This window comes from Thermodesulfobacterium sp. (assembly GCF_030445475.1).
Lineage (GTDB): Bacteria > Desulfobacterota > Thermodesulfobacteria > Thermodesulfobacteriales > Thermodesulfobacteriaceae > Thermodesulfobacterium > Thermodesulfobacterium commune.
The window spans coordinates 17,770-31,820 of record NZ_JASUTP010000017.1; the positions used below are offsets into that span (position 1 = coordinate 17,770).

The window sequence follows — 14,051 nt, forward strand, 5'->3', positions numbered from 1 at the left end:
TTCCTTCCCCTCCTATCCTTTGATTATCTCTTCACATATGGCGTCAAAAACTTCAGCTATTCTTACAATACCAACAAACTTCTTTTTGTCTTCAATAACTGGCAAAACTGGCAAATCATGATGGATCATCAAATAAGCAGCTTTAGTAACCGGGTCTAATGGTTCTACAAAATATTTAGCAGGAACCATAATCTCACTTATCTGCCTTTGAGCCAATTTTTTAGACTCTTTTGTAAACAAACTATCCCATACTATAGCAAGTCCGATTTGTTCTTCTTCTGGAACCTGCGCCTTTTGAGGAGGCTTAAGAAATGAAGGTTCAATTCCTTTTAAGATGTCTTTAATAGTAACCGTTCCCAAAAGATTATACTTTCCGTCAAAAACAAGAATTGTAATTGGATCCGTGTGTTTTTGGGTTTGGATAAAAGAGGCTTTAACAACTTTTATAGCCTGTTCGACGGTAAACCAGTAGGGAATATGAGGATACTCGAATATTCCCAACATCACATCTTTAACTAATTTCCCTGATGACATAACCCACCCCCTAACTTTTTATGTTTGTCTTCTTAATAGCAAAAACAATTTGGTACTATCCTTTTTTTTGTAAAAATGGGTTAAGAGAACCACCGTATCTCCGGAAAAAACCTTTTGCTTCATCAAAACTACAGGACTACCTTCAGCAGTTTGAAGCAGATCAGCCAGCTCTTTATTTAAATAAAAAACCTCAAAAAAAGTATATACTTTTGTAATTTTTATACTATATTTTTTTTCAAAAAGGTCGATAATCGATTGATTTTCGATATCCTCCTCAAGAAGTTGTGGACATATGCTAAAAGGTACAAAAGATTCTTGAAGAATAGAAGGTCCTTGTTCGCTTTCCCAGAGAACTTTAACATATATCACATGCTTATTCTCAGGAATCTCAAGTTCTTCGTGCAAGCCATCAATTGGCATAACAACAGTTTTGGCAATAACTTTTTTACTTAAGATGCTTTCATCTTCAACCCAAAGAGTTTTGAGAAACGTCGACATGGTCAAGCCTTCTAAAACCAGATTTTTTCTTACGAATGTACCCTTACCTTGTTTCCTTATCAAATACCCATGCCTTACAAGCTCTAAGACAGCATTTCTTACCGTTACCCTACTTACATTAAACATTTTACAAAGTTGTTCCTCAGTAGGAATCTTAGACCCAGGTTTCCACTCTCCACCTTCGATCTTTCTCTTTAAAATTTCAAATATTTGCAGATAAAGCTTTTCATGCTCCTCTCTACTAATCAACTCAACCATAAACCTTCTCTTTCCTTCTATTTAATTTGTTATAATGATATAACAAAACAAAGTTATAACATTACAATGTTCAAATTATATATAAAAATATGTTTTTGTCAATAGGGCGAAGAACAAATTTTTTAATTTTTTAGATATATTTAAAAATTAAAAGATTGAGTACTAAAATCCTAAGGTATATTGTAAAAATTCCAATATTGTTTATTTTGTTTAGTGTAGAATTTAAAATTCGGAGGTATCATGAAAAAAATATTAGATTGGTTTGGGCTTCCCAATTCTAAGAAAGAGGAAGAAAAAGCAAGATTGAAAAAAATTTTATATGAAAAGTATGTTTTTTTTCAAAAAGTCCTTGAAGAAAACAATCGAGCCCTAACCATCATGGCGGACATGGAGGAAAAGCTCTCTGGAGAATATCTTTTCGACATGCATTATATCCAACATAGCGTAAAAGAAATCTTAGATTCAGTAAATGAAATAATTAAAAATTTAAATGCCCTTTCTGAAGGGAAGTTTACAACATTAGAAAACGTTTTTCACGAAATCAAACAAAAAATAGAAAAAATTTTAACTTCAAAAATCGAAATCCCAAAAACTGAGTTTACCCTTCCCCTTGAAGCCATCGATAAAGATTCGTTGTTGGTTGCAGGTGGTAAAATAACCCATCTTGCAGAACTTAAGAATATCCTTAACATATCTACTCCTGAAGGATTTGTTATTACTTCTTATACCTTTTTGAAATTTATAGAAAAAACGCAACTTAAAGAAAAAATTTTTGAGATCCTTCAAAACATTGAGATTAACAAAATAGAGAGCCTAAACGAAGGAAGTCAACAAATTCAAGAATTGATCATAAATTCAAACATACCTGAAGAAATTCTTAACTCTATACAATCCTCTTATAAACATCTATGTAAAAAACTCAATCGCAGATGTATGGTTTCCGTAAGAAGCAGTGCAATTTTTGAAGATTCTGAATTTAGTTTTGCAGGACAATATTCCTCTTTTTTAAACGTCTCTGGAGAAAGTATTCCTTACTATTATAAAAAAGTTATCGCAAGTCTTTTTAATCCAAGAGCTATTTTTTACTATAAAACCAAAGGATTTTCAGAAACAGATATGGTTATGGCAGTTGGAGTCCTTTCTATGGTAAACGCTCGATCTGGTGGGGTAATATATACACGTAATCCCAACAATCCGGAGGCTGATAGCATAATAATAACCGCAGTAAGAGGATTAGGGAAATTAGTGGTTGATGGTAGTGTAACTCCTGAAACCTACATCGTAAACAGAAAAGGAAGCATCCTTGAAAAACTTCCAGGGAAACAACCTAAGATGCTTATTTGTAAAGAAACAGGTGGGATAGAAGAAATACCTCTACCTTCTAGCATTTCTTCAACTTCTTTAAACGAGAAAGAGGTATTTGAGTTGTTAAAAATAGCGATAAAAATCGAAGAATATTATGGAAGCCCTCAGGATATCGAATGGGCTATCGATGAGGAAGGGAATATTTTTATACTCCAAACACGACAGCTAAGAACCTTAGAGAAAAAAGAAGAAACCAAAGTATACCTACCTACCAGAATAAAAGGGGCCAAAGTTCTTGTTGAAAAAGGATTGATTGCTTGTAAAGGTGTTGGGTATGGAAAAGCCTTTGTTTTGAATTCAGAAGAGGAATTAAACCAATTTCCTGAAGGATATATCCTGGTTGCAAGACACACAAACCCTAAGTATGTAGTGGTTATGAATAAAGCTGTTGCTATAGTAACCGATGTTGGAAGTCCTACTGGACATATGGCCTCTCTTTCAAGGGAATACAAAGTTCCTACGCTATTAAACACAGAAATAGCAACAAAAGTAATAAAACACGGGCAAGAAATCACGGTAGATGCTATAAATGGTGTTATCTACGAAGGAAAAATTCAAGAACTTATTGAGGCTTATGGTAAAACCAAAAAGGAGCCTTTTCAAGAAACTTTAATATTTAAAACCCTTGAGAGGGTTCTTAAACTGATTGTCCCACTCTATTTAGTCGACCCTACAAGCAAAGATTTTAAACCTGAAAACTGTAAAACCCTCCATGATATAACCAGATTCTGTCATGAAATGGTTATGCATGAAATGTTTACTCTTTGGGATAGATACCAAGACAGTGACATACATGCTGTTCCTCTTTTAGCAGGTATACCGGTAGGAATTTTAATCCTTGATATAGGAGGAGGGTTAAAAGAAGGAATTAAAAAAGCTACACCAGAAGACATTCTTTCTATTCCCTTTAAGGCTATTCTTAAGGGAATGCGATCTATGAAATGGCCTGAACCTCCTCCTGTGGATGCCAAAGGCTTTCTTGGGATGATAGCTCACACAGTAACCATCCCAGAAGAGGAGCTTCAGGAAACCGGAAAAAAAAGTTTTTGTGTGGCAACCCAAAACTACATGAATTTTAGTCTTCGGCTTGGATACCATTTCTCCATGATCGAAGCCTATGTTGGTGAAAACATAAACGATAACTATGTTAAATTTTTCTTTAAAGGTGGAGGAGCAGCCCTTGATAGAAGGTTGCGAAGGGTAAAATTGATAACCGAAATCCTAAAAGATTTGAGATTTAGGGTAAAAGTAAAAGAAGATGTAATAGATGCCGTGTTGTTTAAATATGATAGTCCTACAATTGAAAAAACTCTTGAAATCTTAGGCAAATTAACTGCTTTTACTAAACAACTTGATATGGTACTTTTTAACGATGCCATAACCCAGATGTACTTGGAGGAGTTTAGAACAAAATATATGAAAGAACTAATAGATTAAGTTTGGGATTTTAGTTTTTCTTTTAGCATCTTATTTTCTCTCTGGACTTTTTGCCATTTTAAGGCTTTCTCAATGGTAAACAAGATTTGCTCTTTTTTAAACGGTTTTGTTATAAAATCAAATGCCCCTATTTTAAGTGCTTCTGTAGCAGCATCGATCGTTCCATATGCGGTGATTATGATTACCGGAATATCTTCATCTTTCTTTTTTACTTCTTCAAGAAGTTGTAGACCATCAAGTCCTGGCATTTTAAGGTCGGTGATGACAACGTCAAACTCCCCTGTTCTTACCAGTTCAACCGCTTCCACTGGATTGTTGGTTACAGTAATTTCATAAGGTGTTTTTTCTTTTAAAATCATGGATAAAAGCTTAAGCATATCTGGTTCATCATCAACGATTAAAATCTTCTCAGGCATTCTTTGTCCCCCTTGTTTGATCTTTTGCCACCGGTAACTTTACTATAAAAGTTGTGCCCGTTTGTTCAGACTCTTCTTTTGTTTTTGTTACAAAGGTAATTATTCCATTATATTTTTTCACTATATTATACGACACCCATAACCCAAGTCCAGTCCCCTTTCCCACTTCTTTTGTGGTAAAAAAGGGGTCAAAAATCCTATGCCTATATTCTTTAGGAATCCCACAACCAGTATCAGAGATGCTAATTTCAACCCACTCTCCGTCATCTTTAGTAGAAACTGTAAGTATTCCCCCACCTTTCATCACATATATAGCATTATTGATGATGTTAAACAAAACCTGCTGTATTTCACCAGGATCTACCTTTACAAACGATATATTTTCCTGTAAAAATTTTCTAACCTCAATGTTATTTATAACAAACATGTTTTTCATAATCTCAAGCACTGTGTCTACACATTCATTAATATTAACCAGTTGTTCTTGATGTTCTTTATGTCTAACAAAACCTAACAAGTTTTCTACGATTCTTTTAGTATCTGTTGCGTGTTTTTCTATAATTTTTAAAATTTCGTATTCTTGAGATCCCTGCGGTACTTTTTCAAGTAAAATATCTGTAAATCCGAGAATTATGGCAATAGGATTGTTGATTTCATGAGCTACACCTGCAGCCAGAGTTCCTAAGGCTGCCAACTTTTCTGTATAATAACTTTGCTCTTCCAGCTTTCGGCGTTCGGTAATGTTTCGTGAAATACCTAACACAGAATATATATTACCTTTTTCGTCTTTTAAACCTCTCAAGTTGGTGTTAAACCAGAAATCTTTATCATCTACCACTATTTTATGAATAACCTGTTGGCTTTCTCCTGTTTCAAATATTTTTTTAATACTCGCCATCAAGATTTCTCCGTCTGGGACAAAAACCTCTACTATACTTTTCCCAATTATCTCTAATTCAGGACGGTTTAAAAAATTTTTGCCAAAGGTATTTATCGATAAGATTTCTCCTTTTAAATTTGCGGTAAATATTATATCCTCTGCGTTTTCTATCAAAGACCTATATCTTTCTTCTGATTTTCTTAACTCAGCGGTTTTTTTAGCCACCTCTTTTTCAAGAATGTTTGACCAGGTAACAAGAATAAAATTTATAAAAAGCCCCACCGATAAGATGATAACGATAACTATTCCTTGTAGAATCAGTTGTTGAAAATGAATGGTTTTTATAGCTCCTTCTACTTCACTTATAGGAGCCACCACCGCGATAGACCAGATTAAAGGTTCCGGTTTTTCTTTTAATCTTATCGGAGCGTACGCAATAAGCTTCTTTATTTCCCCTTCAACCCCTCTATGCCACCCTGAAATATACCAGCTTTTTCCTTCTTCCCCTTTAAGCATTTTTTCTCTCTGGATTTCGTTAATTCTTGTAAAAGCTATGGTTGGTTTTTTGCCTTTTCGGGCCTCAAAGGCATTTTGACCTATAAAAGACTTTTCTTCATGATAAAGAAAAATGCCTTTGTTAGAGATTACCCATGCATATCCTGTTTTTCCTGATCTTATGTTAAAGGCAACCTTACCTACCAAATAAGTCACGTCTACAGTAAAAACCAAAGCCCCTGAGAACAAATTGGTTGCCACAGGGTGAGATTCATCTATCGATACCTGCCATACCGGTGTTACCATTTTCATGATAAGCTTTGGAGGGTTTTCTTCGGGAGTATTGGGACATCTTACTATTTCACTAAATAATATTTCTCCTTTATTTGAAGGAAGGGCTGCCCATTTTAAAAATTTTTTGTCTTCGCTATCACATTTTTCTATAACATAGTTTGGGTTCTCCATAACTTTATAAATTTTACCAGTCTTAGCCTCGATAAACTTTATCTCTTTAACCCCCTCATACTTTACACTTAAAAAAGTTATGTTCATTCTGTTCAATAAAGCAGGTTTTTCAGAATACTGAATCGCAGGGGAAAGACTAAGAAGGGTGAGTTCTCTTTCTAATAGTTCTATAGAATTCTCTATTTGACTCGCAGCATGCTTGGCAAGCATGAGTTGCTGCTGGTTAAAATCCTCTATCACAATCTCTCTAATCTTCCTGGTAGAAAACCATCCAAACATTAACGCTATGGTAAGAAGAAAAAGCATCACAAAACTAATGGTTATTTGAAAGTATTTCAGATTAAAAGTAAATGGATGATATTTTTCTATTAGAGCTATTATTTTACTTACGATTGTTTTAGAAAACATAATGTCGGTCTTTTTTAGTATTCAAGTTTAGAATTAAATTAATCTGTTTTTTTAGCTAAGTCAAGCAACTCTTTTTTCAAACCACAGGTTGATTTTTCTAAAGAAGTTTTTAAAATTAAATTTTTAGATGGAAAATATACTTTTTGGTTCATCTATTCACATAAAATTTGGTTAACCATGAAGGCCAAGTATAATGAATCTTTTATAAAAATTAAAGATATTTTAGAAGCAATCCCTTATGGAACTGCTTTTTTAGACGAAAACTTTCGGGTGGTATTTATAAATTCATTTTTAGAAGCTTTAACCGGATACAAGTCTGAGGAAGTTAAAGGGTTAGATATAAATCAAATAATAAAAACCAACGTTTTTAAAGAATTAATAGCTAGGTTAAGAAAAGAAGAAAAATTTTCGATAGAAGGAGACATAATAAACGTTCACCGACGCAAAATACCGGTAAAGATTACTGTAACGAGCCTTTCTCAAGGAAAAAATAGATGGTTCATGTTGGTGCTTGAAAATCTTTCACTTTTAAAGGACAAATCTCTTTTCTTGCCTCAATTTGGAATGGATTTCATTTTAGGCAACAGCCCGGCTATTTTAAAAATAAAAGAAATGTTACCTATTTTTGCGAACTCTAACGCCACTCTCTTGATAGAGGGAGAAACAGGCACAGGAAAAGATTTGTTAGCAGAGGTAATACATAAACTTTCTCCGAGGGCAAACCATCCTTTCATCAAAGTAAATTGTGGGGCTCTTCCGGAGCCTCTGTTAGAGTCAGAACTTTTTGGCCACGTAAAAGGTGCCTTTACCGGAGCTAATGCTGACAAACCAGGAATGATAAAATTAGCCAATGGAGGGACTCTTTTCCTTACAGAAATAGGAGACCTACCCTTTACCCTTCAGGTAAAACTACTAACTTTTTTAGACGATAAAGAGTTTTATCCGTTAGGTAGTTCCCAAAAAGTAAAAGTAGACGTAAGGGTGATTGTGGCAACCAATAAAAATTTAAGACAGATGGTTAAAGAGGGAAAATTTAGAGAAGATTTGTTTTATAGACTGAATGTGTTAAAAGTACAACTTCCCCCTCTTAGAGAAAGGGGAGATGACATATTGATTTTAGCTGACTATTTTCTCAAAGAATTTTCTGAAAAAGCTCATAAAAAAATCAAAGGCTTTTCGGAACAAGTTTTAAAGGTGCTAAGGTCTTATAAATACCCTGGAAACATAAGAGAGCTAAAAAACATAGTGGAATATGCTGTTCATGTTTGTTCAGATGAATTGATTACAGAAAAACATCTCCCAGAATATTTATTTACTGCCATAAAAGAAGAGGAAGAAGACCAACAACAAACTTTAGCTAAAGATTGGTCTGCTATAAGAACTCAAAAAATTGAAAGTTTTACCTGGGCTGAGATCGAAAAAAAAAGAATTATTGATGCGTTGACAAGTTGTAGGGGTAAGAAGACTGAAGCAGCTAAAATGCTTGGTTGGGCAAGAAGTACCCTTTGGAGAAAGTTAAAAAAATACGGGTTAGCCTAAAATGAAAATATTGATTACTCTAGAAAAAGACCATGTAGCCCCAAGGTTTGACCTTACCAGAGAAGTACTTATCGCAGAAAACAAAGGGGAAAAAGTAAGGACAGTTATTCTGCCACGTTCTTCTCCTGAAGAACTTTGCAGTTTTATTTTAGCAGAAAACGTTGACCTTGTAGTTTGCGGGGGGATAGAAGAAACTTATTATCAGTATCTTTTATGGAAAAAGATAAGAGTAATAGATAGGGTCATAGGCCCTGCAAAGGAAGTCTTAAAAAGAGTTATCGAAAATAATTTAAAAGAAGGAGAAATCGTAAAATAAAAGTTCTTTTCAAACCTATCTAAAACCAAAAAGCTTGGTAGTAATTTTTTAAAAGTCTATTATAATTTTTTTATGCTGGATAAACAATACCTATCCCTTAAAGAGGCCTTAAACCTTCTTTTAGACAAAGTCCCGTTTAAAAATCTCTCTATCGAGGAAATCCCTATAGAAGAAGCCTATTTTAGGGTCTCTGCAGAAGACATTTTTTCTCCTGAAGACCTCCCTGGGTTTAGACGTTCTACGGTAGATGGTTTTGCCGTAAGAGCTCAAGACACCTTTGGGGCTAAGGATACCATGCCTGCCTACCTCATGGTAAAAGGCGAGGTGTTGATGGGAGAAGCCCCCTCTTTTGAGTTAAACCCAGGAGAGGCAGCTTATATACCTACCGGTGGGATGCTTCCTAAGGGAGCAGATGCGGTTGTGATGGTAGAACATGTAAACGTAGTATCCTCAGACCTGATAGAGATTTTAAAACCAGTAGGTCCTTTAGAAAACGTTATCTTGGAAGATGAAGATATTAAAAAAGGAGAGCTTGTTATCCCTGCAGGAACCAAACTTAAACCTCATCATATAGGAGGTCTTGCAGGGTTAGGCTTTACTAAAATAAAGGTGGTCTCAAAACCTAAAGTAGGAATTATTCTTACCGGAGACGAGATCATCCCTCATCATGAAAAGGTGTCTCCGGGGAAAGTTAGAGACATAAACTCCTTTACCTTAGCAGGAATGATTATAGAAGAAGGTGGTATACCTGTTAAGTTTGGTATAGTTCAAGATGACTATCAAGCCATAAAAGAGGTGGTTACCGAAGCCCACCGTCAAACAGACATAGTGCTTATTACCGGTGGGACCAGTGCAGGGACCAAAGACGTAACCGCTAAAATAATAGAAGAACTTGGTCCTCCAGGGGTTCTTTTTCATGGGGTCTCTATAAAACCAGGCAAACCTGTTATCGCCGGGATATGCAACCATAAACCTGTATTTGGATTGCCAGGACATCCTGTAGCCGTATACATCTGCTTTTTTCTTTTTGTTAGACCTGTTATGCAAAGATTGATGGGATTATCCTCTAAAAACTATACCCCTTTTGTCAAAGCTAAAATGGCTAAAAGTATCCAATCTCAAGCAGGTAGAACTGACTTTATCCGGGTTTATCTTGAGGAAAAAAACGGAGAACTTTACGCCGTCCCTCTTCTTTCTAAATCAGGGCTTATTATGTCGTTGGTTAAAGCTGATGGATTGCTAATCATCCCTGATGACCTCCTTGGAGTAGAAAAAGACGAAGAAGTAGAAATCTGTCTTTGCTAATTTTTTCACAAACATTTTAAAAATCTTTATGGTTAACTAATCTGGACAAATAACGTTAACAAATTGTCTTCATTTAATTAATTTAAAAACGGAGGAGGTTATGAGAAAGGCTCTGTTTAGCTTTTTATTTCTTTGGTTTTTGCTGCTAACCCCAGGATTTGGGTTGGGTTTGGACCACGAATTTGGAGGCTCTGTAAGGCTGCGTTATGAGTTATGGGACAACATAGTGTCTATGGGATATCAAAATCTCACAAAGAATACCAATAAAGACCGTAATTTTTTTAGACTCAGAATACAGGCTTGGGATAAAATTACCTTTAACAACTCTACCTCCCTTTATGTAAGATTAGCTACAGAACCTAAGTATCACATGGGACCAAATTATCTGATCCTAAAGGATAATCAAGAAAGAAGGCATTTTGACCAGGATGAAATCTTTGTAGACAATCTGTATATAGACCTTAAAAAACCTTTCGGCTTACCTGTTAACTTTAGGATTGGGAGACAAGATTTTCTTGGAAAAGATATGTACGGAGAAGGCTTTTTGATTTCAGAAGGAACCCCTAACGATGGCTCAAGGTCCTTTTACTTTAATGCTTTGAAAGCTACCTTACTTTTTAGCCCCAAACACACGGTAGACTTGGTTTTTGTCTCAAACCCTCAAAGGGATGTCTATCTTCCGGTAATCCATCCTTCTTATGATGACGGAAAAAATATAAATTATATAGAACATAAAAAAAGGCTTACAGCGTCTAACGAAAGAGGTTTTTGGGTTTATGGAAGGCATACTCTTTCTGAGGCTTTAAAAGTAGAGCCCTATTACATCTACAAAAAAGAGGAAAAATCTCAGGTAATAAGCACATCAAGTTATATCCATACTGTAGGATTTAGGGCGGTTTACAAAATCGGCAGCTATACGTTAAGAGGTGAGATTGCCAAACAATGGGGAGAATACCACAACGATACCGACAGGTCTGGCCTTGGAGGATATGTCTTTTTAACTAGAAAGTTTGAAAAATGTCCTGTAAAGCCTGAAGTAGAAATAGGTTATGTCTATCTTTCAGGAGATGACCCTAAGACCAAGAAAAACGAAGGATTTAACCCACTTTTTTCCCGTGCCCCTCTTTGGAACGAACTTCTCTTTTATACCTACATCTATGAAACCTCCTCTAAAGGTGGGCCCATTCCAGGATACTGGACTAACCTAAAGGCTCCGATGATTACCGTAAAATTACATCCCTTTACAAACACTGAGTTTAAAATAAGCTATCAAAAACTTTTAGCAGACGAAAAGGCTACCTCTACTCCTAAGGATATGTTTGGAAACGGTAAAAACAGGGGGGATCTTTTAGCCTTACTTTTAAGCCATAAGTTTAACAAAAACCTCTCTGGCTTCTTACAGTATGAGGTTTTAAACCCTGGAGATTTTTACTACGACCATTCTCTTACCGCAAACTTCTTTAGAGTTCAACTTCTCTACCAGTTTTAACCAGAGCTTTTATCCCTCCTTAGGTCCCAAACCTAAGGAGGGATTTTTTTTCACTTTTTGAATTAGGCTTAAGAGTTAAAATACTCGTAAATCTTCTGAGAAAGTTTCTGTTGAGCCTCCCAGTCACCGAATAAGAGGCCTTTACCTGTAAGGGATTTTATCAGTTTGATCAGATCTTCTGAAAGCTTACCGGGAGGCTTACGTAAGAAAGGGGTTTGAGGAAGAGGCATAAAGGTATGGGCATGCACCACCGCTCCCATCTTTACTAAGTCCTCTATAACCTTTATGGTTTGTCTAACATCCTCTTCTGTTTCATAGGGCAATCCAAAGATAAAATCTACTTTTGGAGTTAATCCTGCTTTTACGGTTAATTTGACTGCTCGGTAGACATCTTCTACGGTATGGCTCCTTTTACAAAGTTGTAAAATCCTTTCACTACCTGACTGAGCTCCTATGACTAAATTATCGTTTGATGCGTAAGTTTTTACCAAAGAGATGGTCTCTGGGGTTACATGTTCGGGTCTTACTTCAGAAGGAAAACTTCCGAAAAAGATCCTGCCTCTATTTTTAAGCAAGCCCTTTATTCCTTTTAATAACTCCTCAAGGCGTTCTAAGTTGATGGTTTTTCCGTCTTCTGAACCGTAGGAAAATGCATTTGGGGTGATAAACCTTATATCAGTAAGTCCTCTTTTAAAAAGCATTTCAACTATAGATAAAACCTTTTCTATAGACCTATGTCTTACTTTAACTCCAAAAATCCTTGAGGTTTGGCAAAAGTTACAGGCAAAAGGACACCCTCTGGTAATTTCTAAGGGACCAAACCTTTTAAACCTCGGGCTAAAAGGTAAAAACTGGTCAAGGTCTACATACACTTTTCGAGGGTTTAACTTGATTTTTCCGTTTATATCTTTAAAAGCTATGCCTTCTACTGCTTCAAAAGACTTTCTATTGAGTATACATTCCAAGAGGTCAATAAAGGTTTGTTCTCCCTCTCCTAAAACCACACAATCTGCACCTGCTTTAAGCACCCTTTTAAAATCTCCGGTAGGATGAGCACCTCCGGCACAAACCAAAACCCTATCTTTATAAAGATTTTTAACCTCTGTAAGAATAGGGATTATTTCCCAAACCTGTGTGGTAAAAAAAGAAAAACAGGCTAATTGTAAAGGATAGGTTTTGAGACCTTCTGAAATCTCTGAAAATAACTCTTCTTTAGTCTTCGCAAAAGAGATTTCAACCTCAGACAGTATCTCTTCTTTGGTTTCTAAGCTTCCTAAAAGAGCGGTTAGGCTGTATTTATTTTGAGGTAAGTCTAAAAAGACGATTTTAAGTGCTTTCACCCTAAACTTAGGTTTTAATATCTTTTAAGATTTCTTCAAGCTGGATCATAAAGTAGTCTATCTCTCGGTAATTGATGATAAGAGGGGGGGAAAGTCTTAATACATTAGGTTTTGGGGTAGTGGTTAAAATCCTTCTTTTTAAAAGTTCTTGATAGATAGGTTTTACTTCGATAGCAAACTCAATACCTATCAACAGACCTTTTCCTCTTACCTGTTTGATAAGACCTGGATATTCTTCCTGATAAGCTCTTAATTTTTCCATGATAACTTTACCTTTAAGTTCTACCTCTTCAAGAAAGGTTGGGTCTGAGATCATCTCAACCACTTTACAGCCTACAGCACAGGCTATAGGATTTCCTCCAAAGGTAGAGGCATGGCTACCAGGGGTTAAAAAATCAATCACTTCTTTTTTAGCAATCATGGCTGAGAGAGGAAGTCCGTTGGCTAAGGCCTTGGCAAGACACATCACATCAGGCTCTATCCCATAATGTTCATAAGCAAACAACCTTCCTGTCCTTCCTAACCCAGTCTGGATTTCATCAAAGATCAATAAAGCCGAATATTTTTGGCAAAGCTCTTTAGCCTGGGCAATAAACTCTTGGGTTAACGGATAAACTCCACCTTCTCCCTGGATAGGTTCCATGATTATCGCACAGACGGTTTCATCAAAAGTCTCTTTTAGTTCCTGCAAATCGTTAGGCTCAACAAAAACCACCCCTGGGACTAAAGGTTCAAAGCCTTCCCAATATTTAGGCTGGCCTGTTACCGAAAGAGAACCTAAGGTTCTTCCATGAAAAGAATTTTTTAAGGAAATAAACTTATATTTAGAGCCCCCAAAATTTTGATAGGCCCAGCGTCTGGCGAGTTTTAAGGCTGCTTCAACTGCCTCAGTACCACTATTTGCAAAAAAAACCTTATCTCCAAAGGATAGTTCTACCAACTTTTTGGCAAGCCTTACCTGAGGTTCGGTGTAATAAAGGTTTGAAGTATGCCATAAACATTCGGCTTGTTCTTTTAAAACCTGAACAAGTTGAGGGTGGGCATGTCCTAAATTACAAACAGCAATCCCGGCAGTAAAGTCTAAATATTCTTCTCCTTTATCTGTAAAAAGTCTTGTACCTTCACCTCTAACAAAAACGATAGGTTCTCTTTTATAGTTAGGAGCAAGATAAATTTCTCCAAGGTCTGCAAGATAACTCATCTTTCTCTCCTGCAATTTTTATGTTAGTTTTTGCTTAATATATGTTGCGTTGTATAGTAATAATATGGACAACAACAAAATAAAGAGGGACAAGGACTCCATAAC

At 35.9% G+C, this 14,051-nt stretch carries 11 protein-coding genes; 5 read left to right on the plus strand and 6 right to left on the minus strand.

Annotated features, from left to right (window positions below; all coding sequences use genetic code 11):
- Nucleotides 1–12: 12 nt before the first annotated feature.
- Together PWP26_RS05910 and PWP26_RS05915 are read right to left on the minus strand one after the other, a co-directional pair.
- A complete protein-coding gene (locus PWP26_RS05910; RefSeq protein ID WP_301399239.1) occupies nucleotides 13–534 on the minus strand; it encodes an HPP family protein in 522 nt (173 codons plus the stop codon).
- An 18-nt stretch (nucleotides 535–552) separates the two neighbouring features.
- On the minus strand, nucleotides 553–1,290 hold the full coding sequence (locus PWP26_RS05915; protein ID WP_038062402.1) for a GntR family transcriptional regulator: 738 nt from the start codon (nucleotides 1,288–1,290) through the stop codon (nucleotides 553–555).
- Between the two features lie 240 nt (nucleotides 1,291–1,530).
- Here PWP26_RS05915 and PWP26_RS05920 point away from each other — a divergent pair, with 240 nt between their 5' ends.
- Nucleotides 1,531–4,092, plus strand: a complete 2,562-nt coding sequence (locus PWP26_RS05920; RefSeq protein WP_301399240.1) for a PEP/pyruvate-binding domain-containing protein — start codon at nucleotides 1,531–1,533, stop codon at nucleotides 4,090–4,092.
- On the opposite strand, the gene PWP26_RS05925 is transcribed toward PWP26_RS05920, so the two are convergent.
- Nucleotides 4,089–4,508 carry a sigma-54 dependent transcriptional regulator gene (locus PWP26_RS05925; protein ID WP_038062408.1) on the minus strand — a complete coding sequence of 140 codons (420 nt, stop codon included), beginning with the start codon at nucleotides 4,506–4,508 and terminating at the stop codon, nucleotides 4,089–4,091. The genes PWP26_RS05920 and PWP26_RS05925 overlap by 4 nt on opposite strands.
- The gene (locus tag PWP26_RS05930) at nucleotides 4,501–6,756 is read right to left on the minus strand and encodes a sensor histidine kinase (RefSeq protein WP_273011942.1); all 2,256 of its coding nucleotides are present in this window, start codon (nucleotides 6,754–6,756) and stop codon (nucleotides 4,501–4,503) included. The genes PWP26_RS05925 and PWP26_RS05930 overlap by 8 nt, the downstream gene beginning before the upstream one ends.
- A gap of 177 nt (nucleotides 6,757–6,933) precedes the next feature.
- Here PWP26_RS05930 and PWP26_RS05935 point away from each other — a divergent pair, with 177 nt between their 5' ends.
- The 4 genes from PWP26_RS05935 to PWP26_RS05950 all read left to right on the plus strand — a co-directional run bounded on the left by PWP26_RS05935 (nucleotide 6,934) and on the right by PWP26_RS05950 (nucleotide 11,405).
- A complete protein-coding gene (locus PWP26_RS05935) occupies nucleotides 6,934–8,295 on the plus strand; it encodes a sigma-54-dependent Fis family transcriptional regulator (RefSeq protein ID WP_287567791.1) in 1,362 nt (453 codons plus the stop codon).
- A 1-nt stretch (nucleotide 8,296) separates the two neighbouring features.
- The gene (locus PWP26_RS05940) at nucleotides 8,297–8,611 is read left to right on the plus strand and encodes a NifB/NifX family molybdenum-iron cluster-binding protein (RefSeq protein WP_000697865.1); all 315 of its coding nucleotides are present in this window, start codon (nucleotides 8,297–8,299) and stop codon (nucleotides 8,609–8,611) included.
- Between the two features lie 72 nt (nucleotides 8,612–8,683).
- On the plus strand, nucleotides 8,684–9,916 hold the full coding sequence (glp, locus tag PWP26_RS05945) for a gephyrin-like molybdotransferase Glp (RefSeq protein WP_287567789.1): 1,233 nt from the start codon (nucleotides 8,684–8,686) through the stop codon (nucleotides 9,914–9,916).
- 100 nt (nucleotides 9,917–10,016) lie between these two features.
- Nucleotides 10,017–11,405, plus strand: a complete 1,389-nt coding sequence (locus PWP26_RS05950; RefSeq protein ID WP_287567788.1) for an alginate export family protein — start codon at nucleotides 10,017–10,019, stop codon at nucleotides 11,403–11,405.
- 68 nt (nucleotides 11,406–11,473) lie between these two features.
- Here PWP26_RS05950 and PWP26_RS05955 read toward each other — a convergent pair whose 3' ends face one another.
- Together PWP26_RS05955 and PWP26_RS05960 are read right to left on the minus strand one after the other, a co-directional pair.
- The gene (locus PWP26_RS05955; protein WP_051754598.1) at nucleotides 11,474–12,745 is read right to left on the minus strand and encodes a TIGR04013 family B12-binding domain/radical SAM domain-containing protein; all 1,272 of its coding nucleotides are present in this window, start codon (nucleotides 12,743–12,745) and stop codon (nucleotides 11,474–11,476) included.
- 7 nt (nucleotides 12,746–12,752) lie between these two features.
- Entirely contained in the window at nucleotides 12,753–13,946 is a 1,194-nt protein-coding gene (locus PWP26_RS05960) for an aspartate aminotransferase family protein (protein WP_273011953.1), read from the minus strand.
- Between the last annotated feature and the right edge of the window lie 105 nt (nucleotides 13,947–14,051).

What these genes read in the sequence shown, in the direction of transcription:
- PWP26_RS05910 (WP_301399239.1), bottom strand. Translation starts at nt 534, where the DNA reads ATGTCATCAGGGAAATTAGTTAAAGATGTGATGTTGGGAATATTCGAG.
- PWP26_RS05915 (WP_038062402.1), bottom strand. Translation starts at nt 1,290, where the DNA reads ATGGTTGAGTTGATTAGTAGAGAGGAGCATGAAAAGCTTTATCTGCAA.
- PWP26_RS05920 (WP_301399240.1), top strand. Translation starts at nt 1,531, where the DNA reads ATGAAAAAAATATTAGATTGGTTTGGGCTTCCCAATTCTAAGAAAGAG.
- PWP26_RS05925 (WP_038062408.1), bottom strand. Translation starts at nt 4,508, where the DNA reads ATGCCTGAGAAGATTTTAATCGTTGATGATGAACCAGATATGCTTAAG.
- PWP26_RS05930 (WP_273011942.1), bottom strand. Translation starts at nt 6,756, where the DNA reads ATGTTTTCTAAAACAATCGTAAGTAAAATAATAGCTCTAATAGAAAAA.
- PWP26_RS05935 (WP_287567791.1), top strand. Translation starts at nt 6,934, where the DNA reads ATGAAGGCCAAGTATAATGAATCTTTTATAAAAATTAAAGATATTTTA.
- PWP26_RS05940 (WP_000697865.1), top strand. Translation starts at nt 8,297, where the DNA reads ATGAAAATATTGATTACTCTAGAAAAAGACCATGTAGCCCCAAGGTTT.
- glp (WP_287567789.1), top strand. Translation starts at nt 8,684, where the DNA reads ATGCTGGATAAACAATACCTATCCCTTAAAGAGGCCTTAAACCTTCTT.
- PWP26_RS05950 (WP_287567788.1), top strand. Translation starts at nt 10,017, where the DNA reads ATGAGAAAGGCTCTGTTTAGCTTTTTATTTCTTTGGTTTTTGCTGCTA.
- PWP26_RS05960 (WP_273011953.1), bottom strand. Translation starts at nt 13,946, where the DNA reads ATGAGTTATCTTGCAGACCTTGGAGAAATTTATCTTGCTCCTAACTAT.